Source organism: Dyadobacter sp. 32, assembly GCF_902506755.1.
In the GTDB taxonomy this organism is placed as follows: Bacteria; Bacteroidota; Bacteroidia; order Cytophagales; family Spirosomataceae; genus Dyadobacter.
Window position 1 is genome coordinate 2,906,086 of sequence record NZ_LR735258.1, and the last position, 24,132, is coordinate 2,930,217.

Genomic DNA, 24,132 nt, shown 5'->3' on the forward strand with positions numbered 1-24,132 from the left:
ATTTAATGCAATAGATGTTTTATTTAGCAATGACAAAAAAAACAGACTAATCGTCTGCCGTGTTACTTACATTTATGCATTTTATCTATATTTGGGCCACTTTTAAAGACTTGAAAGATATTCTATCTATGGCCAATCTGGATGAAACAGACCGCAAAATCCTGCATTATCTGCAACAGGATGCTACGCTCAAAACAAGAGAATTGTCTGAAAAACTAAACCTTTCGTATACGCCCATTTACGAACGGGTAAGAAGGCTTGAAAAAGAGGGCATTATCAAGAAATATGTGGCGCTCCTCGACCGGGAGAAGGTTGGGAAAAAACTAATGGCATTCTGCAACATAGCCTTGAAGGAACATTCTAAAACAATGGGTGAAAAGTTTGTCAAAGCGGTCATAGCGATGCCCGAAGTTTTGGAATGTTTCAACATTTCGGGTGATTATGATTTCCTGCTGAAGATCGTTGTAGAAGACATGTCTCAGTACCAGCAATTTTTAATGCAAAAGCTTGGATCCCTGGACAACATTGGAAGCACCCACAGTCTCTTTGTGATGGGTGAAATCAAAAATTCATCGGAGCTCGAAATGCTCGACTACAAAAAATAAATACGGTACCGGAAAATCCAGCACCGTATTCCAACTCACCCCTAACAAAATTCTTTAAAACCTTTATTTACGCTTGCCGGGTTTCCCGGGTTTGCCAGGACCAAAGGCAGGCTTATCCAATTCTTTGCTAAAACTGCCATCCGCATTAAAGAGCAATATTTTCACTTTTTCGGCTATCAGAATACCAATAAAATACTCGCCGTCTGCATTTGTTCCCGCCTGTTTTATTTCCGAACCAGCATAATTCGTTGTAATATAAGCCGTAACAGCCGCAGGCAATGTATTTATTTCTATTTTAGTTATCCTGCCTTTGTGCGCATGCTGCTTCAATTCAGAATTAAATGTACCATCTGCATTGAAAAGTAATCCTTTCGCTGTACCATCCGCTAAAGTAATAGCTACAACCACTTTACCTTCTGCATCCTTTGCCGCAAATTTAACAGTAGCACCAGCATAGGTCGTATTAATGTACGCTGAAACGGTTTCCGACAAATCGGCCGCTGCGATTTCGGTTAACTTCCCTTTGCATTTCCTTACAGTAGCGGTGTCGGTAGAAACCGAATACCTTGCAGCCGCTGATGTTACACTTTCTAAAACGGACGTTTCATCACCTGGTGTGACTCCGGAATCGTCCTTTTGGCAACCTGCAATCCAAAGCCCGCTCAGGGCCAGGAACATCACAATCATTTTTTTCATTTCAACTGATCGGTTTAAAGTGGATGCGTAATAATCTTGTTAAGTGTCATTACGCCCTGGTTTCCGACCTTGTTGCAGCTACTCAATAATTTTTAAAAATATTTTTGAGACGGCCATTCTTCCCCACAATTTTCCCTGCATTTATATAGAATCATTGAAATGTTATGCAAATATAGCTCGGCGCAGCGGGATCATGTCCATTTTTTGCCAAATTTTTCATAAATTGAAACCAGAGTACACTTGTGGTAATGGGTTTGATTAAAAACCAACCAGTACCTGGTCATGAGGCAACAACCGAAATTCATCAGGTATATACTAAATTATTTATCAAAAGTGTGCAACACAAACAACCGTGGAAGCGTATCATTTTATCAGAGACATTTCCCTAACAATTTGACAAACAAACTTTGCTATTTGGTAGAAAAATATCCTTTAATGAGAACGACTTCGAGTCGGTGCTGACTGCCTGTATAGCTGGCAACAGTCAGGCGCAACGCTACCTCTATAAGCAGTTTTTCAGCTATTCGAAAAGTATTTGCCTTCGTTACACTTCCAATACTGAGGAAGCAGAAGAGGTACTTAATGAGGCATTTTTGAAAGTTTTTAACAATCTGGCGAAATACGATCCGGCTCACCCGTTTAAGGCCTGGCTCAGAACCATCATGGTGAACACGGCCATCAGCCATTACCGGAAAAATAAAAGATATAATGAAGATACCGTTGCGCTGGAAGATGCGCCTTACCCGCGCTTCGAGGAAGATATCGTAAGTCGCATCACAGCCGATGAAATTCTACAGATTATTCAACAGATCAAACCTGTTTACAAAAACGTGTTTCTGTTGTATGTAGTAGAAGGATATAATCATCGGGAAATAGCAGATCTGTTACAAATTAATGAAGCAACCGTGCGGTCGCATTACGTGAGAGCAAGGGCCAGATTGCAGCATTTGATAAAACAAAATTACCCACATCTCTTCCCAAGTGATTGGGCTGTAAAGGCATTCAAAGGAAATGAAAACTGACAAATTTGAAAAAACTATACGCCAGAAATTAGAGAGTATTTCACCAGACTTTCAGGAAAGCGACTGGGCAAAAATGCAAAACTATATGCATGCCCACACCCCTCCCACCCTCTGGCAGCAATACGGCTCCTGGCTGGGCTATGCGGCCGCCGCATCTGTCACATCGGTCATGGCGTTCCTTTATGTGAACCAGCTTTCACAGAACAATAAGCTGGGCCGTGATGTAAAATCACTGCAGAGCCAAATAGCGACCATCAAGGAAAATCCTGCTGCTACTCCGAAGGTAGATACAATTTATGTTCTCCGTGACGCGGTATCCTCCAACCAGGAAGATCGGTCTCAGGCATACACTACTATTGATGCTGAAGAAGTTGTTACGAATCATGAACAATCAGCAGCAGAAAACACAGTAGCTTCCGCGCCGGATGCAGATAGAACAACAGAAAAAGAAAAAAACCGTATTCAGCAGGAACAAATTCTTTATTCAGACAAAAACAGCGCTGCTGAATTTGTTGGCATCCAGACCGAAAAAGAAGACGAAACGCTACATCCCGGCGAAAGCAATGCTTCCGAATCCATCCTCAATACCACAAATACGGCCACATTAAGCACCCCGGAAAATGGGGTATTGGCGTCAAAAACACTAGGTGCCCGCTTTGAGAACATCAGCACACAATCCCCTTTGACGCCAGCGATGAGGACTGAACAACTCAAGGGAGCTTTGATGAGCAGGCTGTCGGCCAGGCAAATCAGAAAAACATGGATGGCCAGCACCGCGGCTTCCTACAAAGCCCCAACTTCCGGAAAAAAAGCCGAGCAGATTACACAGACCGAAAACGTGATCCCTCAGCTAAACCTAAAAGTGCCCTATCGCTTTGGCGCGGGCATGGAGTGGCAAAAAAATGTCCAGGCCAAAACAGTCACGGGAGAAGTTATATTGGGAAAAAGATTTTCCATTTCGGCTGGATTGAGTTGGTTAAAACTGAAACAAATGCAGTTTTTCAACGAAAAAGGTTTTCGTGAGGCTAACAAACGTGATTTTAAACAAACCCATCCCAATCAGGTTCCTGCAGCATTCGTCGTAACGAATATTCAGATAGAACCTACCATGATGCAAATCCCGTTAACGGTCGCTTTCAGAAATGAGCTGAAGGACAATTGGGCTTACTATGTAGCAGCAGGAGCCAATGTCACAGTTAAATCCAATGAAAAAATTTCCTTCAGCTGTATTGTTCCAAAACCCCAGCAGGAAATATTAACACAATCTTTTGAGAGAAAAATGGATATATCTCCGATCAACTCTCTTAATTTTTCCCTGGGCGTTGAGAAGGCATGGCACCCGATTGTGGTGCAAGCGGAAGGTTATATGTATAGTTATTTTAAACCACTTACCCCTTTGAACCCCCGCAGCGGACCTGGTTTCAAAGTGAAGCTTCTGTACCAGATTGGCAAGAAAATGTAACCAAAAAGGATTGCGTTTCATCAACAATAACTAGTAAGTTGTTCCTGAAATGTTCTATTTTTGGCTTTTCATTTCCCTCATTACCCAAAGCTTTTGAAATTCGCAGCAATCGATATTGGATCAAATGGCGCACGTATGCAGATATCTTCGGTATTGCATGACGAAGGCGTGGTTCGTTTGAAGAAAGTAGAATATGTCCGTTTCCCATTGCGCCTCGGACACGATGTCTTCACGGAAGGACGCATCTCCGCACTAAGTGAAGACCGGATGATGAAACTCATGCTAGCCTATCAGCTGCTGATGGAACTGCATGAAATTGAGGACTACATGGCTTGCTCTACTTCTGCCATGCGGGAAGCATCCAATGGCCATGAAGTGCGTGAGCATATCGAGCAGCGAACAGGTATTCACATTCAGATCATCGACGGGCAGAAAGAGGCTGAACTGGTAAATAATGTGGTGGTTAAGTCTCTTGGAGAAGGACAATATATTCACATTGATGTAGGAGGCGGCAGCACTGAACTGAACGTGTATCAGGACAGAAGAAAAATTGCAGCCAAATCTTTCAAACTTGGATCGGTGCGACTGTTAGAGGGAAAAGAATCCAAAACTTCCTGGATTAAGATCAAGGAATGGATCCAGGATCATGTAGATTTCAATCAGGAAATTCAGGCAGTGGGCACGGGTGGGAACATCAACAAATTGTTTGACCTGTCGTCTAAACTGACCGAAAGCTCCACAAGCATTGAAGAAATAGAACGAATGCGTGATTACATTTCCGGTTTTTCGCTCGAGGAAAGGATCAACAAATTACAGCTTAACCCCGATCGCGCCGATGTGATTGTGCCTGCTGGAGATATCTACACCTCAGCTATGAAATGGGCAGGCGCTAAAATCATGCACGTCCCAGATGTAGGATTGAAAGACGGTATGCTGCAACTACTCTACGATAGGTCCTGTCGCAAAAAAAAGGTCTGACCCAGACCTTTTAATTTTCAGCTTTTTTTCAACCTACCAGACTTGCTCCAAATCCTTGGCTGTGTATTTATGATTTCTGTCTACAAAAACAGATTTCTTACTTTCCCGTTTCAATGCTAAAGGGTTTTTCTTGCCCATTTTTGCTAAAAGAGCAACGGGTACCAGCACTACAAAGAACACCAGCGACAACAAAATACGGCCGTTGATCGCACCCAGTATTTCCGCAATTTTGTACCAGCCTTTCACAATGAGGTCTCCTGCAACAGGAATAGCAATACTCACAACACCAATGGCGGCGGCGGCTATAAGGAAATAGGGATATTTGGAGCTAAATATAAAATACAAAACGACCAGCCCGGTAACAATTACCAGTTGAGCCTTCGTTTTTTCTGATTCACTCATGAGGTGTAAAAGTATGCAAGGAAAGGCATTGCCCAATTGCAAGCCCATTCCTTCCTGTGGATGAGATAAGACTACTTCCTAAAACAAGGTATAAATGAAAGGTGCAACAGCAGAACCTCCACCTATTACAATGAGTACGCCTATCAATAGCAACACAATGATCACCGGTGCAAGCCACCATTTCTTGCGTTCCTTCATAAAGGCAAACAAATCTGTTAAAAAATCCATGTTAAGTTATTTTTATAAATACAAATTTAAATCATTAGAAAACAAGGTGTGCTATTCGTCCCGTAAAAGTTCAGGGCTTTCCGATGACCTTTGCCAACCGCTCGGCGATTAAAGCATTTACGGAGGCGCTGGCATGTCCGTCGTTTTTGCCAACTACCCGCTCTTTATCCGGTATTTGCGCAATTCCATCATTCAATGGCACAAGGGTAACACCATGCGTTTTAAGATAATCTTCTACCGGTTTGGTGTAACCCGCACTTTTGTCTAGTTGAAACAAAAAGGGTATGAAAACTGCATACATTTTGGCTCCGGTAGAATCCTTGTAATCCACAATCCGGGACATATCGCGTAAATGCGCATTCAATATGGTCGTATCTGTGTAAGCTTTCTGGACAAATTTATCGAAGGTGCTGAAACCCGTATGCGGTAGTTGCCAATAGATGAAATTGGGTAGATAAAAGCGTTTCACCAAAGTCGCCATCGGCCCTTTGAGATCCGCATAAGGCTCTGATCCCGTCAGGGTAAGGCCTTTTTCCCTACCCACCTTCTCAATATCGTTTGGAAAGTACTGTAGAATAATAACGTCTGGTTTAACAGGGAATTTTGTCAATCGCTCCGCCTCATCTCTCGTATCTGCACCCGAAACACCCAGATTGTAGACATTGTAATTTTCCGTACCAAGGGAGGCCCCCAGCATGTCGGAGAAACGCTCACTTACATCCTTTAACCCATGCCCAGCCGCGAAAGAATCACCAATCACGAGGATATTTTTCTTGCCCGTCTCGTTAACCACCTCCTTATCATGATAGCCGAGTGCATTAACAGGATGCCAGTATTTCTCCCACCAGATCTGAGAGGCTTTGGAAAGCACTCCTTCATGACTTTGGGGTATATACATGAAAATTATTTCAAGGAAAATGAGCGTCACCAGAAGAGGCACTACGATGGTGGTGACATTGGCCAGCAAGCCCTTTGCTTTGCTTTTAACCACACCATAGTAAAAAATACGAAGCACTTCGATGATCAGCAACAGCCAAAAGGCCAGCTTGGCCATTCTCACATAAACGCTGTCGCTCTGCGGAAAACCTGGGTAATCAAATTTGATGTGCAGCTTATCCGGGTAAAATAAAAAAAAGAACAGTAAGGAAAGGAATAAAATCCGAACCAGACTAGTAACTATTTTCGATGCCATATATCGTATGAATAATAAGAGAAAGGACTATTAATCCAAAACAAATTCTTCCTGCCAGTTGTCTTTTTCCTGCCATTCGGGTTGCTGTTTTTTATCAAAAATGAAATTACCGACCACTAGATAATCCATTTCGGTACGCATAAAACAGCGGTAAGCGTCATTTGGTGTACACACGATCGGCTCCCCACGTACATTGAAACTTGTATTGACTACGACTGCATACCCGGTTAATGCCTTGAAAGCATCGATTAATTGATAATATCGAGGGTTAGTTTCTTTGTGTACCGTCTGGATCCGGGCCGAATAATCAATATGTGTAATGGACGGAAGATCAGACCTTTCGAAATATAACTTTTCTCTTAAATCCAGTGCATTGTAATTGGTCGGAACCGGTTTGCGACGACTTTCCGCGACAGGATGTACCAAAAGCATGTATGGAGATATTCCGTCGTAGTCAAAGTATTCCGCACAGTCTTCGGCAAGCACCGACGGGGCAAATGGCCTGAATGACTCCCGGTATTTAATTTTCAGGTTCAGCTTTTTCTGCATTTCTGCGTTACGAGGATCGCCAAGGATGCTTCGGCCTCCCAATGCCCGTGGGCCAAACTCCATGCGGCCTTGAATCCATCCAACTACATTTCCTTCGGAAAGCAATTGGGCTGCGTCAACGGCCAAATCCTTAAAATTCTCGTAATGCGTGTACACGGCTTTATATTTCTTGGCCGTAAGTGCAACATCCAGATCCGAAAACGTAGGCCCGAGATAAGACCCGCGCATGGCATCGTTTTTCCAGGTTACTTTTCTTTCCTGGCCAAAATAAATATGGTATGCAGCCTGGGCAGCGCCTAAAGCCCCGCCCGCGTCACCAGCAGCAGGCTGAATAAAAATGTTCTTAAAAATTCCGGACTTCTGAAGCTTTCCGTTTGAAACACAGTTCAGCGCAACACCTCCTGCAAGGCAAAGGGAATCAGCACCTGTCAGCCGCTGGGCTTCACGCGCCATTCTCAGCACCGCCTCTTCCGTAATATTCTGGATCGCCAGTCCCAAATTGCAATGAACTGCTTCCAGAGCATCCTCCGGCTTCCTGGTTTTGAATCCGAACAGAGCTTCCCATTTATGCTCGTTAACCATTTTGAGGCCGGTAGCATAATCAAAATATTCCTGATCAAGCCATACCGACCCGTCCTCCTTCAACTCAATAAGGTCTTTCAGAATGATCTCTTCGTAACGTTTGATATCCGGAGACAATGGGTCGCCGTAGGGTGCCAGCCCCATCAGCTTATATTCTCCTGAGTTGACCCGAAAGCCTAGAAAATAGGTAAATGCGGAATAAAGCAGACCAAGAGAATGAGGAAACCGCAACTCTTTCAGATTGGTGATATCCTTGCCCTCCCCCAGGCAAATAGAAGCTGTTGCCCATTCGCCTACTCCGTCAATGGTAAGAATTGCGGATTTTTCGAAGGGAGAGGGATAGTAAGCACTAGCGGCATGAGATAAATGGTGTTCAGGAAAAAGCAGCTTTACAGGCTTCTTCTTATCATAGCCTAGCTTTACCAATTCCTCATTAATCAGCCTTTTAAGGAACATTTTCTCCTTGATCCAGACAGGCATAGCAGTCAAAAAAGATCTTACTCCCTTTGGTGCAAATGCATAATAGGTCTCCAAAAGACGTTCAAATTTCAAAAGGGGCTTATCGTAAAATACGATTGCATCCAGTTCGTTGAGCGTAAGCCCGCTGTATTCCAGACAAAATTTTACGGCTTGTGATGGAAAACCCGGGTCATGTTTTTTACGCGTGAATCGCTCTTCCTGTGCTGCTGCAACGATTTCTCCATTATCAATCAATGCTGCTGCCGAATCGTGATAAAAGGCTGAAATACCTAAAATTTTCATTCAGTAATATTTAATTACGTGTGTAGCTGAACTATCAGCTCCTATCGAGCAGCAAATATAGGACAATTATAATAAGCCCTGAAATCCGGGCACTTGTAAAATCCTGAATCTATTATTCGGTTTAGCCTCCGAAAAACTTTTTAAATCCCTGGATCATCCTGCTTTTATTACCGGAGTACAGGCGTGGGCTTGTGATTCTCGTCCATAGCCACAAATGTAAAAATCCCGGTAACTGCTTTTTCTCTCCCCTCCTCATACATGTGCTCCACGAAAATATCTACACGAACCTTCATACTCGTATTACCCACGTGTTCCACTCTTCCAACCAGTTCGATGATCGTCCCGGCAGGAATCGGATGTGTAAAATCAATCTTATCTGTGGAAACGGTAACACACCGCAGACGTGAAAAGCGTGTAGCTGCCATAAAAGCCACTTCATCCATCATGGACAATGCAGTTCCGCCGAAAAGTGTATCGTAATGATTGGTGGTATTTGGAAAAACGGTTTTAAAAACTCGGGTTTCGGATTGGATTATTTTTTCTTCTAATGTCAAAACTATAAATGTTTGGTGTTATGTTCGGATTTGCCAAAATGCTGTCAGCCTGTGCGGAGTCGAAGGCCGAGCCACCAGGTTAAATTCACAATAAACACCTCTTAAACTGCATTAGTCTGAGAGATAAGATCGTTTCCGTTGTTAAGAATCTAATTCTAAGTAAATTAACGAATTTGCACAGAGTTCGGCTCCGCTCACTCTGACAACAATTTAGACATCAAGGCAAAAAATCAATGCTCCGCAAGCGCCTCTTCACGCAGCAAGTTAGCTGCCGAAATCATATTACGCAATGCAGCCTCAGTTTCCGGCCACTTTCGGGTCTTCAAACCACAGTCGGGATTCACCCAAAGGTTACGTGCAGGAATTACCTGCAATGCCTTTTCCAATAGTGATTTAATCTCATCAACCGTAGGCACGCGTGGCGAATGAATATCGTACACGCCGGGACCTATTTCGTTTGGATAACTGAAATCGGCAAAAGCATCCAGTAACTCCATCTGGGATCGGGAAGTCTCGATTGTAATCACGTCCGCATCCATTGCAGCGATGGAATCTATAATATCATTGAACTCAGAATAACACATGTGCGTATGAATCTGCGTTTGATCCGCAACTCCGGCGGCACTCAGCCTGAACGCATCAACCGCCCATTTCAGATATGCTTTCCATGCCGATTTCCTCAATGGTAACCCTTCCCGAATGGCAGGTTCATCGATCTGTATGACCTTAATTCCTGCCTTTTCCAGATCAACAACTTCATCCCTGATCGCGAGTCCGATCTGGAAAGTTGTATCTTTTCTTGGCTGGTCATCCCGCACAAATGACCATTGCAATATCGTAACCGGGCCGGTCAGCATGCCTTTCACGAGTTTCTCAGAATTTGCCTGTGCGAATGCAGACCACCTGACGGTCATCGGCTGCGGACGCTCTACATCCCCATAAATAATCGGAGGCTTCACGCAACGGCTGCCATAGCTCTGCACCCAGCCATTTTGGGTGAAAACAAATCCTGACAAACTTTCCCCAAAATACTCCACCATATCATTACGCTCAAATTCTCCATGCACCAGCACGTCGATACCCAGCCCCTCCTGCCAGCGGAGTGATTTCACTATTTCCTCCTCGATTCTTATTTCATATTCTTCCAGAGACAATATTCCCTTTTTCAGGTTTGCCCGAAGTTGACGTACATCATCCGTTTGCGGGAAGGAGCCGATCGTCGTGGACGGGAACAGTGGAAGTTTTAGCTTTTCAAGCTGAATCTGCTGCCTTTCCGAAAAAACACTTATCCGCTCAAAATCAGTCGATCTGATAGCCGCTACGCGATCCTTTACAGCAGCCTTATGAATCAAAGTGGATGTGCGACGGCTTTCAACCGCAACCTGGTTCGCTTCAAAAAGCGGACAGGTGCTGTAATCGGTAACGGCAAGTTTGGCCAGGGTAGAAATTTCATTCAGCTTTTGTTTGGCAAAGGCCATCCAGTTTTTAATTTCCGGAGTCAGAACTTCTTCATTTTTTTCAAGGTCAAGGTCATGCGGACTGTGTAGTAAGGAGGAGGAAGGTGCAACCATCACCCGGCTTACGCCTAAAACAGCAATTGCCCACTCAATAAATTTCAGCGATTTTTTATAGTCATTTTTCCAGATATTCCTTCCGTCAACAACGCCCAGAGACAGGATTTTCCCGGAATTAACGAATGCTTCGGAGGTCAGAATGGCCGGTAAAGTTTCAGATCCTCTTGTAAGGTCAATATGGAGCGCAGAAACCGGAAGGGCGGTTGCTAACACCAGATTATCCTCCAACGCCCCGAAATAAGTGGCTAGTAAAATCCTCAGATCAGGAACCGCCTCACTAATCTGCGCATAAGCACTTTCAATTGCCAATTTCTCCCCCGGAGTCAAATCCAAAACAAGGCATGGCTCGTCCAGTTGTACCCATTCAGCACCTCTTTTATTCAGTTCTTTTAATATGTCAATGTATACGGGCAAAAGATTGTCCAATAAATCGATTCTATTGAAACCACCCTCCTTTTCTTTCCCGAGTAACAAATAAGTAACCGGCCCCACCAGAACAGGTTTGGTAAGGATTCCCTTTTGTTTGGCATCCTCAAACTCCAGAATGACCTTATCGGAATAGCGACTGAATTTTTGGTCCTTCACAAATTCAGGTACGATGTAGTGATAGTTTGTATCAAACCATTTGGTCATCTCCATCGCCTTGATATCCAGCCCATCTCGTTGTACACCACGAGCCATTGCAAAATACAGATCCAGTTCATTGTTAGATTTTCCATCCACAATCTGGTGATAACGCTGCGGAATTGCACCGACTAAAAATGATGTATCAAGTACCTGATCATACAAAGAGAAGTCGTTGGAGGGTATTAGATCAATACCTGCCTCCTTTTGCGCCTCCCAGTTGCGGTGACGGATTTGCCGTGCCACCTTTTGCAGTTCATCACGGTTGATTTTACCAGCCCAGAATTGCTCACTGGCCTTTTTGAGTTCTCTCTGGCTTCCCACACGCGGATAGCCCAAATTGTGTGATAACATAAAACTTGTGTTTAAAAGATTAAAAAAACCTTTCGGAAACACCCTACCCGTCCTGAATTAATGAAGAATTTTGAATTAAGAATGAAGAATCATCCTATGTTTCAACATTGTTCACTATGCAGTACTCTTCACAGCAGCTTAAAGCCATGTAAACATTACACGAACCTTCGCGAATGTAATTCGCTGATCAACTGCCAATAAAATTTGTAAAATCAATGCGTGACGAGACCCCTGACGTGAAGGAATAGCCATTGAGGATAGAGGCAAGTCTCCTGACTTGTACCATTTTTACCGCCCTTCTCGCTACAAGCAATGGGACGCGAGGGTAAAAACTTGCCCGTTAAACAGGCTGGCACTTACAGTAGCACGACTGTCCGTGAATTTCACACGGTTCCTTTTTAATTTCTGCTGTTGGATGAGGGGCCCAAAGCGAAAACCACTATCCCGATTGACGGGTGTTCTCAAAAGAACAGGGCAAAGATAGTGGGGTTATTTTCGATTTGTTTGGTTACAGGCCTAATTAAGTGGAGATGGATAAAATTTAGATTTAGGGAAGACAAATTATCTTTTTTGAATCGCAAATTAAGTCCTCAAAAGTATTTTTTTATCTACTCTGTTAAAGCAACTGGGCTGCTTCCCTATCCAGAATAAACTCAGCATTCAGGTGCGTTTGTAAAACAGTTGCAGGGTAATCTTTTGTAACGGACAATGAAATAGCCTTGTGAACTACCGAGGCTTTGGAGATCCCGGATGCGATCAGAACGGCTTTTTTTGCTTCGAGCATATGCCTGATACCCACCGTTATGCCTTTGGTAAGCTGGGTTTCCTTTTTAAAATACTTTTGCCCAACCTGTACCGTCACCGGATCCAGTTCTGAAACGTGGGCGTACAAATCAAACGGAGTTCCGGGTTCGTTTAACGCCAAATGTCCGTTCATACCCACACCCAGCACAATAAGGTCAAGACCTCCAAGTGCATCCACCGCTTCGTTTACGCGCTCACACTCAGCCTGTGGATCTTGGGCAAGTCCATCAAAAAACACAATCTGATCCTCTGTGAAACCAATCGGCAACAGAAAATCCTTATCCAGCAAATCCCGGCAACTTCCATCGTCAGCTGCACCCAGTCCGATCCATTCATCCAAACCGATAAAAGTGCATTGAGAAAAATCGGTCTGACCGGATCGATGCGCCGCGACCAAGTGATGAAACATTCCTTGCGGCGTACTCCCCGAAGGTAAACAAATTACTGCCGTCGGTTTTTCTTTCAGGAGTTCGATCACTCGTGTTGCCGCTGCCAGGCTCATGGATTCATAATCGTTGTAAATGCTGATTTGGGGGGGCATTGGGAAGTAAGATGTGTTTAGTTGACTTTTGGGATGCAGATATTTTTATCAAGTAAATATACTATCATAATTCTACCTCACGAGGCGCACCATTGCGTGCGGCACGAATCCTGGCGACCATCTCATCTCCGGTTTCTTCACCTACCCAACTCCCCACAAGATTATCAAAGGCCGTTTTCTGTTTTTCCAGCAGCCCTTCTGCATGTCCTTCCTTCACTGGAAGGCCAAGTCTGTCAGCCAGTCCTTTGATCAACCCAAAATCCTTTTCGTTTTCTGTTTCAATGATCCGTGTATGCGTCATGCTTATCGTGTCTGGAATAAATGATATTCTGTATCTAAACGTCCTTGGCCCTAATTTAAATTCTTTCCAGTGATATTACAACGTTCTAATCGTCAAGCATTCCCCACAAGAAACATTTATTCCCTAAATATACCAAAAACTCATACGCCAACCCTAACTTTACGGATTCAAGCTTGTTTGACGGCACCGGCCGCCAGGCGCTTAACTATTTACAAATTTATTACATTCAAAAAATGGAATACCGTATAGAAAAAGACACCATGGGCGAAGTGCAGGTACCCGCACATGTATATTGGGGCGCACAGACACAACGCTCTATTCAGAACTTTCCGATTGCCCAGGATATCAATAAAATGCCGAAGGAAATTATCAAGGCCTTCGCCTTTTTGAAAAAAGCCGCTGCCATCACAAATTATGAAGCAGGCATTTTACCAAAAGAAAAAAGTGATCTGATCGGTGAGGTCTGTGACGAAATCCTGACCGACCAACTATCCGATCAATTTCCGTTGGTCGTGTGGCAAACAGGCTCTGGAACACAATCCAACATGAACTGCAATGAGGTAATCGCTTATCGCGGACATGTTTTACAAGGCGGTGACCTGGCCGATAAGACCAAATTTCTGCACCCCAACGATGATGTTAATAAGTCACAATCGTCCAATGATACCTACCCTACCGCAATGCACATTGCGGCATACAAAATACTGGTGGATGTAACGATTCCAGGCATTGTGAAGCTACGCGACACCCTGAAGGCAAAAGCGGAAGCTTTCAGAGATGTCGTAAAAATTGGCCGGACGCACTTCATGGACGCAACGCCGCTTACCCTTGGACAGGAATTTTCGGGATACGCGTCTCAATTGGATCACGGTTTACGTGCCATTTACAACACATTGGCGCACCTTTCAGAACTCGCTCTGGGGGGAACAGCCGTTGGAACGGGAATTAACACGCCTCCGGGATACTCGGAAAATGTGGCCAAACACATTGCTTTATTGACCGGCCTCCCATTTATCACCGCTGAAAATAAATTTGAAGCACTTGCAGCACACGATGCCATCGTGGAAGCACATGGAGCATTGAAAACCGTTGCGGTAAGTTTGATGAAGATCGGTAACGATATTCGTATGTTATCCTCTGGTCCCCGTTCGGGAATTGGTGAAATTCATATTCCTGACAACGAACCGGGAAGTTCCATTATGCCTGGGAAAGTGAACCCGACACAATGTGAAGCGATGACCATGGTGGCTGCTCAGGTGATGGGCAATGACGTAGCGATCGGAATTGGTGGATCCAACGGACACTTTGAGCTGAATGTTTTCAAACCGTTAATGGCGTATAACTTCATCCATTCTGCACGCCTGATCGGCGATGTTTGTGTTTCTTTCAACGATAATTGTGCCATAGGCATTGAGCCCTTACGTGACAATATCCGCAAACATGTCAACAATTCATTGATGCTTGTAACCGCTTTGAATACCAAAATCGGCTACTACAAAGCTGCCGAAATAGCGCAGACAGCCCACAAAAATGGGTCAACCTTAAAGGAAACGGCGGTTGCATTGGGATACGTTACGCCTGAGGAATTCGATGCGTGGGTGAGACCTGAGGATATGGTTGGGGATAACAATTTCTAGTTCCCATGCGAAGGATATATCTACAAATGCGGCAGACATGTAACACATTGACAAACGCATCTGGAATGTTACATCCTTAACGGGATTTTATCTTTTACTTGCTCTATTTCTACCAATATACCATCGCTACGCGATTAGGGTAGAAACTACGAGGGTAAATCTTTTCGCGGCCTTTGTCTAGAGAATGTCTTTCGAGACCAAAATTACTGTGCTTGAGACCTCACAATAATACAGCCTCACGTTTCGGCGTGGGGCTTTTTGTTTTACCTTGCATTCCGAATTCACAAATCGTCGTATGAAAAACTCTTTTCTAAGGTCCTGCCTTTTTGTTCTCACTTTTTTTCTGACAAGTTTGTCATCTTTCTCCCAAAAGAATGATCAAAACGCCCCGCTTAAACTCTGGTACGACGCACCAGCCACTGACTGGATGACCCAGGCTTTACCCATCGGAAACGGTTACCTGGGCGTAATGTTCTTTGGCGATCCCGGCGAAGAGCGGCTTCAATTTTCAGAAGGCAGCTTGTGGGCTGGAGGAAAAGGAGCGAATGCGGATTACAATTTTGGCTTGCGCAAAGATGCCTACCAGAATTTACCCAAAATCAGAGCGTTGCTCGCACAAGGGAAATTCAACGAGGCGCACAAGCTTGCCAATTCGGAAATGACTGGATTAATCCATGATAAGAAGGAAAATACGCCTTCATCGGATTTCGGAGCACAACAGACCATGGGGGACTTGTTCGTAAGTGTTTCCCACAAAGGAGCTATTAAAAACTACCGCAGAGAACTGGATATTACAAGTGCTGTTGCGAAAATCACCTACGAAGCAGATAAGAGTCAATTCGAGCGTACATATTTCGGAAATTATCCTTCCAAAGTGATGGTTTACAAATTCACGTCAACGTCACGGGAGACCTATTCCATCAGGCTCATCAGCCCGCATAAAAAGGAATACGAAACATTCGAAAAAAACCGATACATTTTTGGAGGAAGCCTCAAAGACAATAAACAGGAATTTGAAACCACTTATCACTTGAATACCGATGGGGCAATCAGTTATAAAGATGGTGTTGTAACAATCAAAAATGCCCGTTCCGTCATTGTTACCCACACCGCGGCCACAGATTACCTGATGAAATTCCCAACCTACAAGGGCAATGATTATAAAAAGGCAAATCGAGAAGTACTGGGCTCGGCTACTAAAAAAAGCTATGAAGTGCTTTTCAAAGAGCAGCAAAAGGACTACAAAAACCTTTTTGATCGCGTTTACTTAAAATTGGGAAGCGCTGAGGCTTCTGATGTACCCACCAATCAACGCCAGATTCAATATTTTGAAGGTACACCTGATCCGGGCTTTGAGGAATTGTATTTTCAATACGGCCGCTATCTGATGATTTCGTCATCACGGCCTGGCACCATGCCCATGAGCTTGCAAGGGAAATGGAACGATAGCACCAATCCGCCGTGGGCCAATGATTATCACACCAACATCAATGTGCAAATGATCTACTGGCCCGCAGAAGTGACCAATATTTCAGAATGTTATCTGCCTCTATCCGACTTTACCGAATCCATTGTAGAACCTGGCAAACTTGCTGCACAACAGTTCTTTGGCACAAAAGGCTGGACTGTAAATACGATGCTCAATGCTTATGGCTACACTTCACCCGGATGGGATTTCCCATGGGGATTTTTCCCGGGAGGAGCCGCATGGCTGGCGCAGCACATGTGGGAGCACTATGCATTTACCCAGGACAAAGAATATTTAAGGAAGACTGCCTACCCTGTAATGAAAGAAGCCGCAATTTTCTGGATGGAATATTTATCCGAGGACGGCAAGGGTCATTTGGTATCTTCTCCCTCTTATTCACCCGAGCAAGGAGGTATTTCCACCGGAGCGACAATGGATCATGAAATCGCCTGGGATATACTCACCAATTCCATTGCCGCGGCCAGAGTATTGAATATGGATGCCGACTTTGCGGCAAAAGCGCTAAAAATCAGAGACAAGATATTGCCCCTGCAGATTGGGAAATGGGGGCAGTTACAGGAATGGAAAGAAGATCTGGATGATTCGACCAACACTCACCGTCATGTTTCGCACTTGTTTGCTTTACATCCCGGAAAACAAATATCCTGGACGCAAACACCAGCCGAAGCACAAGCCGCCAAGGTGAGTCTGAATGCGCGCGGAGACGATGGAACAGGTTGGTCTCTGGCCTGGAAGGTAAACTTCTGGGCACGGTTGCAGGATGGAAACCGGGCCTACAAACTTTTCAGAAGTGTAATGCGACCGGTTGTGAGCAAAGGAACCAACATGGCTAATGGGGGTGGATCCTACGCCAACTTGCTTTGTGCCCATCCACCATTCCAGATTGACGGAAACATGGGATCCACGGCGGGTGTCGCGGAAATGTTGGTACAATCGCAGACAGGTGTAATAGAATTGCTGCCTGCCTTGCCGGATGCCTGGCAGGCTGGCGAGGTTCGCGGCCTGAAAGCCCGGGGCAATGTAACAGTGGATATGAAATGGGCCGATGGAAAACTGATCTCGGCCATTCTTACATCAGGCGGCGCGCAAAAAAAGACCGTAAAATATGGATCAAAGACCTTTGAAGTTGACCTTATTGCCAATAAACCGGTATCTGTTTTTTAGGGTATTTTTCAAATGAATTATCAGTCTATCAAATAACCTGAGTGTTGTTTATTACCATCCCCGCGTGATTTTTCATGAACATTAGCAAACAACTTTTGTCGGATCATCTGCAATCTAAGGAACTGGCTGTCCGTGTTGCAGATTTCGCATGTGCTAGCGAGGCTAATTTTAAAGAGTTGATGGACTGCTTTGTATCCGCTGATTATGTCCTGGCCCAGCGGGCGGCGTGGAGCGTACGATGGGCGGCAGCAAAAAGACCCGATCTCATTCTGCCCAATATCGGCATGTTGGTGAGTCAGCTGCAAAGAACAGACGTCCATGATGCTGTGATCCGCAACAGCCTGGGTGTGTTGGAAGCACTATCAATACCAGAAGAATTTCATGGCGAAATAATGCATATTTGCTTCGGTTTCATTCAGAACAGAAATGTCCCGATTGCCGCCAGAGCATTTTCCTTATCGATTCTTTTTAACCTGTCGAAGGTATATCCAGAGATTGAAAATGAGCTTAGAATAATTATAGAAGAAAATATGGAATTGGAAACTGCGGCCTACAAGTCGCGTGGTAAGAAAATATTAAAAGCACTGCGAAAGAAAGCCATGTCTTTTTGATTCAAATATGCCAATGCGCATTGTATCAATAATTTGGCTAAAATTATTACTTTTATAGTAAATTGTAGATTCCGACTTCAAGTCGATTTTACGGTCTCAAAGCGCAACCAGGAATCCTTCTCATGCCCGATTGGTTTACCTCCTACCCTCAGCTTCGTGTTTTCTTCGACGGCATGTTATGCATGATGGCCTTGTATGCAATCTTTTCGTTTTTTCAGCATAGAAAAGCCATTTACTGGCAATATGCTTTTTACATTTTATGCATGGTCATCACTTTTTATTTTGATGACATCGACTATGGGAAAGCGGATTATATACCTGGAGCCAATTTTAAGGTTGCTCTGATTGAGTCCATGGCTTTCCTGCTCTACATCCGGTTTGCTATTCAACTCATCGAAATTCCCCGGCTCGATCCATTCAGTTATCGCATACTTAAGATATTGGCCGGAATCCTGGTCATTGAAATGGCCATTGACTTTGCGTTTATGCTGTTGAATACAAGCCCTGAGATAAGAAGCAACACTTACATCGTATTCCGTTGTGTCCTTGCCGGAGGCTCGCTTCTGGTTGTTCCAAGAATACTCAAAGTCAGGCAGGAGGCCGTTTCCTACTTCATTGTGGGATCTATGTTCTTTATTGTCGGATGCCTTTTCGCGCTGGGCACCAATTTCGCCTTGGATATATTTAACAGAAACCCTTCTAATCCATTTAGTTACCCGGTCACCTACATGGAATTCGGGGTAGTACTGGAAGTGCTCTGCTTTACCCTGGGTATGTCGATTTTGAATAGAAAAAATGAAATTGAAAAAATCAAGGCGCAAGCGGAGCTGATCGAACAACTCAGGGAAAATGAAAAAAAACAAGCCGCGTTACAGCGTATTCGTGACGACATTTCCCGAGACCTACACGACGAGCTTGGAGCAGACCTTGGCAGTATCAGTGTCATGAGCCATGCCGCTATCGGACAAATAAAGCGCAAGGAATCTTCAGTTCAGGATACGGTAGCTTTAATTGGAGACACTTCCCGAAAGGTGATCGCCAGAATGAGGGAAATTGTATGGAGTCTTCATTCGTCTCAGGACTCGGTGGGCCAGTTTTCTATAAGAGTAAAAGAAACCATGTATGCCATGGTGGAACATCAACCCATTGATATTCACATTAATATTTCTGAAGACGACATTGACAGCCAACTCCCAAACGAATTCAGAAGACACCTGTTCCTGGTATTTAAAGAAATTTTACACAATGCGGTAAGGCATGCCAACGCAAAAAATATCTATCTGGATATATTTGTAAGCGATGAATGTCTTAATTTGGTTGTTAGGGATGATGGTGTCGGATTTGATGCCGAAAATCCAAAGTACAGTGGCAACGGCTTTTTCAATCTGAGACAAAGAACCGCCTCATTTGAAGGTACATTATCCGTTGATTCGAAACCCGGACAAGGAACAACAATTCGCGTAGCTTGCCCTGTGGTGCTTTCCCCAGGGAGTTTTAGTATGCCTGGCTGATCGCTTCGCAATTTTTATGCTAATTGGAATGATAATTGGGTAAATCCTGTATTTTTACCCAATTAACCATTAAAAGATATGATTATCTATTGCCATTCCAGGTTTGAAAAACCACTTCAGGAGAAACTGATTGCAGCGGTTTCTGACAGTCACAACGTACATTTCGGGTCAGAGCTTAATGAAGAGGACGCCAGGGAGAAATTTCGCTCAGCTGATTACGCCCTGGGTAATCCGCCGGTTGACTGGTTTTCGGAAGAATTACCAAATCTGAAATTCTGGCAACTGGATTCGGCTGGATTTGACCAGTACGCAGTGGTACGTTTGCGGGATGATGTAAAAGTGGCCAATATGGGTAACTGGTTTGCAAGGCCCTGCGCAGAGAGCATTATCGGAGGAGTATTGGCCCTTTATCGGGGTATTGACAAACTGACGCTCCTGAAGGAAAAAAAAGAATGGGTTGGGGCAAAGCTGCGCCCACGCCTGCATATGCTGTATCAGCAAAACGTGGTCGTACTGGGTGCTGGTACCATCGGAAAGTCGGTAAAAGCAATACTTGACGGACTGGGAAGCAATACCCAACTCATGGCTCGCACCGCACCGGAAGCGCAGATCCGCAGTATGGAAGAACTCCTGGCACACTTACCATCCACTGACCTGCTCATCAACACACTCCCCGGAACCGCAACACACTTTGTAAATGGCCCCGTTTTCTCAGCTATGAAAGCAGGCAGTGTGTACGCCAGTGTTGGCAGAGGAAGTACCACCGACGAGCAAGCTTTGATAAAAGTGCTCAATTCAGGACATTTGTCAGGCGCAGTGCTGGACGTTACGGAAGTGGAACCGCTACCCTCTGACAGCCCCTTGTGGGAAATGGGCAACGTAATTCTTACCCAGCATACCGGTGGCGGACACGCAAACGAACACGTTGGGAAGGTAGATCTGTTTCTGAACAACATCTTCGCTATTGAAAACAGGGGAAATATTGCAGATGAAATAACACTCTCCAAAGGTTATTAAAGTACCTTCCTGATCCTCCCTCCCCATTCAACAACATAACAGTCCGAGTACCCGAAACCATACATATTAAATGCAATCCGCAGAATCAAAAACATCCGACAGGATAAAAGAGGCGTACCTGCGCAAATTTGGAACAGATTCCGCGGAACCCCGGGTTTTCCGTTCTCCCGGCCGGATCAATCTTATTGGCGAACATACGGATTATAACAATGGCTTTGTGCTACCCGCAAGTGTCGACAAAGCGGTCTATTTCGCTATTGCACCGCTTGCCGGGGATCTGGTGACTTTGTACGCTGCAGACCTCGGCGAGACTTATTCTTTTTCTCTGAACGACCTGTCCAAACCAGACCAATCCTGGCCACATTACCAGATTGGAATCATTGATCAAATCAAAAAAAGCGGTTTGACCATCGGCGGTTTCCAGGCCGCTTTTGGTGGGGATGTACCAGTAGGTGCCGGTATGTCCTCTTCCGCCGCTTTGGAATGTTGCCTTTTATTTGCTCTAAATGAGTTGAACCATCTGAATCTGGACCGCTTTTCCATCGTGAAGATGGCGCAAAAGGCCGAAAATGAATATGTGGGTGTGCAGTGCGGGATCATGGATCAGTTTGCATCTGCTTTTGGTAAAGACCAAATGGTGATCAGGCTGGATTGCCGATCACTTGAATTTGAATATTTCCCATTTCCAATGAAGGATTATCTGCTTGTGCTTTGCGACACAACAGTGAAACATTCTCTGGAGGATTCGGAGTACAACACACGCCGGCTCGAATGTGAAGCGGGGGTAAAGATTCTCAAAAAATACAATCCCGAAATAAACAGCCTTCGGGACGCATCCATCGCAATAGTAGAATTACATAAAGATGAACTTGGAGATGTAATCTATCGTCGATGCAAGTACATGACCGAAGAGATTCAACGTGTACAACAGGCATGCGATTACCTTAACGAAGGCAACCTGGAATCGTTTGGAAAGAAAATGTACCAAACGCATGATGGTTTGCAATATGAGTACGAGGTGAGCTGTACGGAACTTGACTTTCTGGTGGATTTAACCCGTGATAATCCAGATGTGGTAGGATCACGCATGATGGGCGGAGGCTTTGGAGGTTGTACGATCAATCTGGTTAGAATTGAGGCGGTAGAAGATTTCGAAGCAACTATGAAAGAAGCATATAAAAAACAATATAGCATTGAGTTGCCATGCTACCGGGTTAAAATAACAAATGGCACCGAAGAGATTTTATAGTTTGTCTAACAATTCCAGAACACCGACACATCATAAAACCAGAATAATGAAAAAAATAAGCATGTTATTCACTGCACTGATAGGTATAGCCCTGACAAGTTGCAACCAAACTCAAAAAGAAGAAAAAAAGATGACCAGTACAATTTCAAAAGAAGAATTTGGAGAACTGCCGGATGGTAAAAAGGCAGATTTGTATACCCTGACCAACGGGAATGGAATGGTGGTAAGAATCTGTAACTATGGGGGGATCATCACCCAATTGACCGCTGCTGATAAAAATGGAAAATGGGAAGATGTAGTTTTGGGATTCGACTCGCTGTCAACGTATCTCAACGGTCATCCATTTTTCGGAGCGCTGGTGGGTCGATATGGAAACAGAATCGCGAGGGGCAAATTTACGCTGGACGGCAAGGAATATTCGCTACCGATCAATAATGGCCCGAATTCACTGCATGGCGGAATCAAAGGGTTTGATAAAAAGCTTTGGAATGCCATCGAGATCAAAAATGATTCCATTGTGGGACTTGAACTTACCTATGAAAGTGCCGACGGTGAAGAAGGATTTCCGGGAAAACTGAATGTAAAAGTCACCTATACCCTTTCCAACGACAACGGTCTTCTGATTGACTATGAAGCTACCACCGACAAATCAACCATCGTGAACCTCACCAATCACTCCTATTTCAACCTTACCGGCATGAAAAAGGATATTTTAGGTCATGAAGTATCGATACTTTCCGACAGCCTCGTTGCCGTGGACGGTACGTTGATTCCCACCGGTAAATTGATGGCCGTAGCTGGCACCCCCTTTGATTTTCGGGAACCAACGCTGGTTGGGAAGAGAATAGATCAAACCGAGAATGAACAAATCAAAAATGGTGGAGGATATGATCACTGCTGGGTGATTAACAGGACGAACAATGATCTGATCCCATTTGCCACGGTAAGAGATCCTGAGAGCGGCAGATTTATGGAAGTGTCTACAACGGAGCCTGCGGTTCAGTTTTATACCGGTAACTTCCTGGATGGCAGCCTAAAAGGCAAAAACGCTACTTATGGCAAACGATTTGGACTGTGCCTTGAAACACAACATTATCCCGACTCACCGAACCAGCCCCAATTCCCTACCACAACATTAAAGCCGGGCGAGACTTACAGGACTTCTACAAAGTATACTTTTTCAGTGAAGTAAGGTTTTCTGGTTAAATTTTCGCACCCTGAATAATCATGATTATTCAGGGTGTTCTTGTATTAATATTGACTAATTTGGATACAAATCATGCCATCCCAAGTACAAAAGGTATTGAATATTTGGGTGTCATTTTCTCTTCCAGGGACTAAACACAAACATCTTTTCTCACTAATCGCAAAAGATAAACCCCAACTTTTACATTTGAGGTTTATCTTTGTGCCATACATCATTAACCATTCGCATGCTTACCAGAACCGTAAAGATTAGCAACGTCACCAATTTATCCGATGCACGCTATTGTGCAGGTATGGGTGTTGAAATGCTTGGTTTTTCCATTGATGAAGATTCGCCCAACTACATATCACCAAAAAAATTTGCAGATATCTGCTCCTGGCTATCTGGGGTGACGCTCGTCGCCGAAACAGCGCAAACAGATCCCGAGATTATCCTGCAAACGCTAAGTCAATATCCGGTACACGCAGTTCAGGTAGAATCTCCCGGCCTGCTCAATTACCTGCATGGTGAATTAGATTTGCTCCTTATTCTGCGCATCAGCGTAGACACGTATGAGGCCGGCGAAATCAGCGCTATCATTGATCGATACGATTCTGATGTCACCCATTTTTTGCTGGAAAGTGATGAGGACACCCAGCTCTCCGACGAATGGATACAAATCATAGGAGCGCTTTCAAAAGAACACTCATTGCTAATAGGTTTTGGCTTGGAAAATGAAAGACCGGTGATCACCCTCACCGAGCTTTTCCCGTCAATAGGAATTGCCCTGCGGGGAAGTGAAGAAATACGGCCAGGATTCAAGGATTTTGGCAGCATGATGGATATTCTTGAAGCATTGGAAGAACAATAAAAGTAGAGACAAAGGGGCCACGAAGGGAACTTGAAGTCACGGGATTCAAAACTAGACGCTACGGATCTCTTTGTTTTTCCGTTAACCCAGAGCCCTTTCGTAAAAAACGCGCCAAAATAACCTTTCAACACGCCCGATAACCGATAATAAGTTTTCGGCTTGGAGTA

At 44.4% G+C, this 24,132-nt stretch carries 21 protein-coding genes and 1 riboswitch; of the genes, 12 read left to right on the forward strand and 9 right to left on the reverse strand.

The features are described from left to right. Positions 1–128: 128 nt before the first annotated feature. Positions 129–605 (forward strand): Lrp/AsnC family transcriptional regulator, encoded by a 477-nt coding sequence (locus DYADSP32_RS11825; protein ID WP_149244878.1) that lies wholly within the window; start codon positions 129–131, stop codon positions 603–605. Positions 606–668: 63 nt separating this feature from the next. On the opposite strand, the gene DYADSP32_RS11830 is transcribed toward DYADSP32_RS11825, so the two are convergent. Then, positions 669–1,301 carry a hypothetical protein gene (locus tag DYADSP32_RS11830; protein ID WP_149242541.1) on the reverse strand — a complete coding sequence of 211 codons (633 nt, stop codon included), beginning with the start codon at positions 1,299–1,301 and terminating at the stop codon, positions 669–671. A 407-nt stretch (positions 1,302–1,708) separates the two neighbouring features. Here DYADSP32_RS11830 and DYADSP32_RS11835 point away from each other — a divergent pair, with 407 nt between their 5' ends. The 3 genes from DYADSP32_RS11835 to DYADSP32_RS11845 all read left to right on the forward strand — a co-directional run bounded on the left by DYADSP32_RS11835 (position 1,709) and on the right by DYADSP32_RS11845 (position 4,763). Beyond that, the gene (locus DYADSP32_RS11835) at positions 1,709–2,323 is read left to right on the forward strand and encodes an RNA polymerase sigma factor (protein WP_149242540.1); all 615 of its coding nucleotides are present in this window, start codon (positions 1,709–1,711) and stop codon (positions 2,321–2,323) included. Further along, a complete protein-coding gene (locus DYADSP32_RS11840; protein ID WP_149242539.1) occupies positions 2,313–3,785 on the forward strand; it encodes a hypothetical protein in 1,473 nt (490 codons plus the stop codon). The genes DYADSP32_RS11835 and DYADSP32_RS11840 overlap by 11 nt, the downstream gene beginning before the upstream one ends. A 93-nt stretch (positions 3,786–3,878) precedes the next feature. Then, positions 3,879–4,763 carry a phosphatase gene (locus tag DYADSP32_RS11845; protein WP_149242538.1) on the forward strand — a complete coding sequence of 295 codons (885 nt, stop codon included), beginning with the start codon at positions 3,879–3,881 and terminating at the stop codon, positions 4,761–4,763. A 33-nt stretch (positions 4,764–4,796) separates the two neighbouring features. Here the strand turns inward: DYADSP32_RS11845 and DYADSP32_RS11850 are convergent, their stop codons facing one another. From DYADSP32_RS11850 to DYADSP32_RS11885, 8 genes are all read right to left on the reverse strand, one after another. Beyond that, a complete protein-coding gene (locus tag DYADSP32_RS11850; RefSeq protein ID WP_149242537.1) occupies positions 4,797–5,165 on the reverse strand; it encodes an SxtJ family membrane protein in 369 nt (122 codons plus the stop codon). A gap of 78 nt (positions 5,166–5,243) precedes the next feature. Further along, the gene (locus tag DYADSP32_RS11855) at positions 5,244–5,393 is read right to left on the reverse strand and encodes a DUF5989 family protein (RefSeq protein WP_015812275.1); all 150 of its coding nucleotides are present in this window, start codon (positions 5,391–5,393) and stop codon (positions 5,244–5,246) included. 70 nt (positions 5,394–5,463) lie between these two features. Then, complete coding sequence (locus DYADSP32_RS11860) at positions 5,464–6,585, reverse strand: SGNH/GDSL hydrolase family protein (RefSeq protein WP_149242536.1); 1,122 nt, start codon at positions 6,583–6,585, stop codon at positions 5,464–5,466. A gap of 30 nt (positions 6,586–6,615) precedes the next feature. Further along, a complete protein-coding gene (locus tag DYADSP32_RS11865; RefSeq protein WP_149242535.1) occupies positions 6,616–8,478 on the reverse strand; it encodes a carbamoyltransferase in 1,863 nt (620 codons plus the stop codon). 167 nt (positions 8,479–8,645) lie between these two features. Beyond that, positions 8,646–9,032, reverse strand: a complete 387-nt coding sequence (locus tag DYADSP32_RS11870; protein WP_149242534.1) for an acyl-CoA thioesterase — start codon at positions 9,030–9,032, stop codon at positions 8,646–8,648. A 230-nt stretch (positions 9,033–9,262) separates the two neighbouring features. After that, a complete protein-coding gene (gene metE / locus DYADSP32_RS11875; protein WP_149242533.1) occupies positions 9,263–11,584 on the reverse strand; it encodes a 5-methyltetrahydropteroyltriglutamate--homocysteine S-methyltransferase in 2,322 nt (773 codons plus the stop codon). A gap of 244 nt (positions 11,585–11,828) precedes the next feature. Next, a riboswitch (cobalamin riboswitch) is annotated at positions 11,829–12,040 on the reverse strand. 160 nt (positions 12,041–12,200) lie between these two features. After that, entirely contained in the window at positions 12,201–12,929 is a 729-nt protein-coding gene (locus tag DYADSP32_RS11880; RefSeq protein WP_149242532.1) for a glucosamine-6-phosphate deaminase, read from the reverse strand. A gap of 64 nt (positions 12,930–12,993) precedes the next feature. Continuing rightward, entirely contained in the window at positions 12,994–13,230 is a 237-nt protein-coding gene (locus tag DYADSP32_RS11885) for a hypothetical protein (protein WP_149242531.1), read from the reverse strand. 233 nt (positions 13,231–13,463) lie between these two features. On the opposite strand from DYADSP32_RS11885, the gene fumC reads away from it, so the two are divergent. The 8 genes from fumC (at position 13,464) to DYADSP32_RS11925 (ending at position 23,965) form a co-directional block, all read left to right on the forward strand. Then, entirely contained in the window at positions 13,464–14,867 is a 1,404-nt protein-coding gene (gene fumC / locus DYADSP32_RS11890) for a class II fumarate hydratase (RefSeq protein ID WP_149242530.1), read from the forward strand. 295 nt (positions 14,868–15,162) lie between these two features. Continuing rightward, entirely contained in the window at positions 15,163–17,520 is a 2,358-nt protein-coding gene (locus DYADSP32_RS11895; RefSeq protein WP_149242529.1) for a glycosyl hydrolase family 95 catalytic domain-containing protein, read from the forward strand. Positions 17,521–17,594: 74 nt separating this feature from the next. Next, on the forward strand, positions 17,595–18,131 hold the full coding sequence (locus DYADSP32_RS11900) for a hypothetical protein (protein ID WP_149242528.1): 537 nt from the start codon (positions 17,595–17,597) through the stop codon (positions 18,129–18,131). Positions 18,132–18,253: 122 nt separating this feature from the next. Beyond that, the gene (locus DYADSP32_RS11905; RefSeq protein WP_149242527.1) at positions 18,254–19,642 is read left to right on the forward strand and encodes a sensor histidine kinase; all 1,389 of its coding nucleotides are present in this window, start codon (positions 18,254–18,256) and stop codon (positions 19,640–19,642) included. A 78-nt stretch (positions 19,643–19,720) separates the two neighbouring features. Next, entirely contained in the window at positions 19,721–20,659 is a 939-nt protein-coding gene (locus DYADSP32_RS11910; protein ID WP_149242526.1) for a D-2-hydroxyacid dehydrogenase, read from the forward strand. Positions 20,660–20,729: 70 nt separating this feature from the next. Further along, a complete protein-coding gene (gene galK, locus DYADSP32_RS11915) occupies positions 20,730–21,908 on the forward strand; it encodes a galactokinase (protein ID WP_149242525.1) in 1,179 nt (392 codons plus the stop codon). 46 nt (positions 21,909–21,954) lie between these two features. Further along, entirely contained in the window at positions 21,955–23,100 is a 1,146-nt protein-coding gene (locus tag DYADSP32_RS11920; protein WP_149242524.1) for an aldose epimerase family protein, read from the forward strand. 241 nt (positions 23,101–23,341) lie between these two features. Further along, entirely contained in the window at positions 23,342–23,965 is a 624-nt protein-coding gene (locus DYADSP32_RS11925; protein WP_149242523.1) for a hypothetical protein, read from the forward strand. Positions 23,966–24,132: the final 167 nt, after the last annotated feature.

Coding starts and splice junctions, on each gene's coding strand:
- DYADSP32_RS11850 (WP_149242537.1), bottom strand. CDS start 5,165: ATGAGTGAATCAGAAAAAACGAAGGCTCAACTGGTAATTGTTACCGGG.
- DYADSP32_RS11885 (WP_149242531.1), bottom strand. CDS start 13,230: ATGACGCATACACGGATCATTGAAACAGAAAACGAAAAGGATTTTGGG.
- DYADSP32_RS11860 (WP_149242536.1), bottom strand. CDS start 6,585: ATGGCATCGAAAATAGTTACTAGTCTGGTTCGGATTTTATTCCTTTCC.
- DYADSP32_RS11910 (WP_149242526.1), top strand. CDS start 19,721: ATGATTATCTATTGCCATTCCAGGTTTGAAAAACCACTTCAGGAGAAA.
- galK (WP_149242525.1), top strand. CDS start 20,730: ATGCAATCCGCAGAATCAAAAACATCCGACAGGATAAAAGAGGCGTAC.
- DYADSP32_RS11925 (WP_149242523.1), top strand. CDS start 23,342: ATGCTTACCAGAACCGTAAAGATTAGCAACGTCACCAATTTATCCGAT.
- DYADSP32_RS11905 (WP_149242527.1), top strand. CDS start 18,254: ATGCCCGATTGGTTTACCTCCTACCCTCAGCTTCGTGTTTTCTTCGAC.
- metE (WP_149242533.1), bottom strand. CDS start 11,584: ATGTTATCACACAATTTGGGCTATCCGCGTGTGGGAAGCCAGAGAGAA.
- DYADSP32_RS11855 (WP_015812275.1), bottom strand. CDS start 5,393: ATGGATTTTTTAACAGATTTGTTTGCCTTTATGAAGGAACGCAAGAAA.
- DYADSP32_RS11880 (WP_149242532.1), bottom strand. CDS start 12,929: ATGCCCCCCCAAATCAGCATTTACAACGATTATGAATCCATGAGCCTG.
- DYADSP32_RS11825 (WP_149244878.1), top strand. CDS start 129: ATGGCCAATCTGGATGAAACAGACCGCAAAATCCTGCATTATCTGCAA.
- DYADSP32_RS11895 (WP_149242529.1), top strand. CDS start 15,163: ATGAAAAACTCTTTTCTAAGGTCCTGCCTTTTTGTTCTCACTTTTTTT.
- fumC (WP_149242530.1), top strand. CDS start 13,464: ATGGAATACCGTATAGAAAAAGACACCATGGGCGAAGTGCAGGTACCC.
- DYADSP32_RS11865 (WP_149242535.1), bottom strand. CDS start 8,478: ATGAAAATTTTAGGTATTTCAGCCTTTTATCACGATTCGGCAGCAGCA.
- DYADSP32_RS11830 (WP_149242541.1), bottom strand. CDS start 1,301: ATGAAAAAAATGATTGTGATGTTCCTGGCCCTGAGCGGGCTTTGGATT.
- DYADSP32_RS11920 (WP_149242524.1), top strand. CDS start 21,955: ATGAAAAAAATAAGCATGTTATTCACTGCACTGATAGGTATAGCCCTG.
- DYADSP32_RS11900 (WP_149242528.1), top strand. CDS start 17,595: ATGAACATTAGCAAACAACTTTTGTCGGATCATCTGCAATCTAAGGAA.
- DYADSP32_RS11840 (WP_149242539.1), top strand. CDS start 2,313: ATGAAAACTGACAAATTTGAAAAAACTATACGCCAGAAATTAGAGAGT.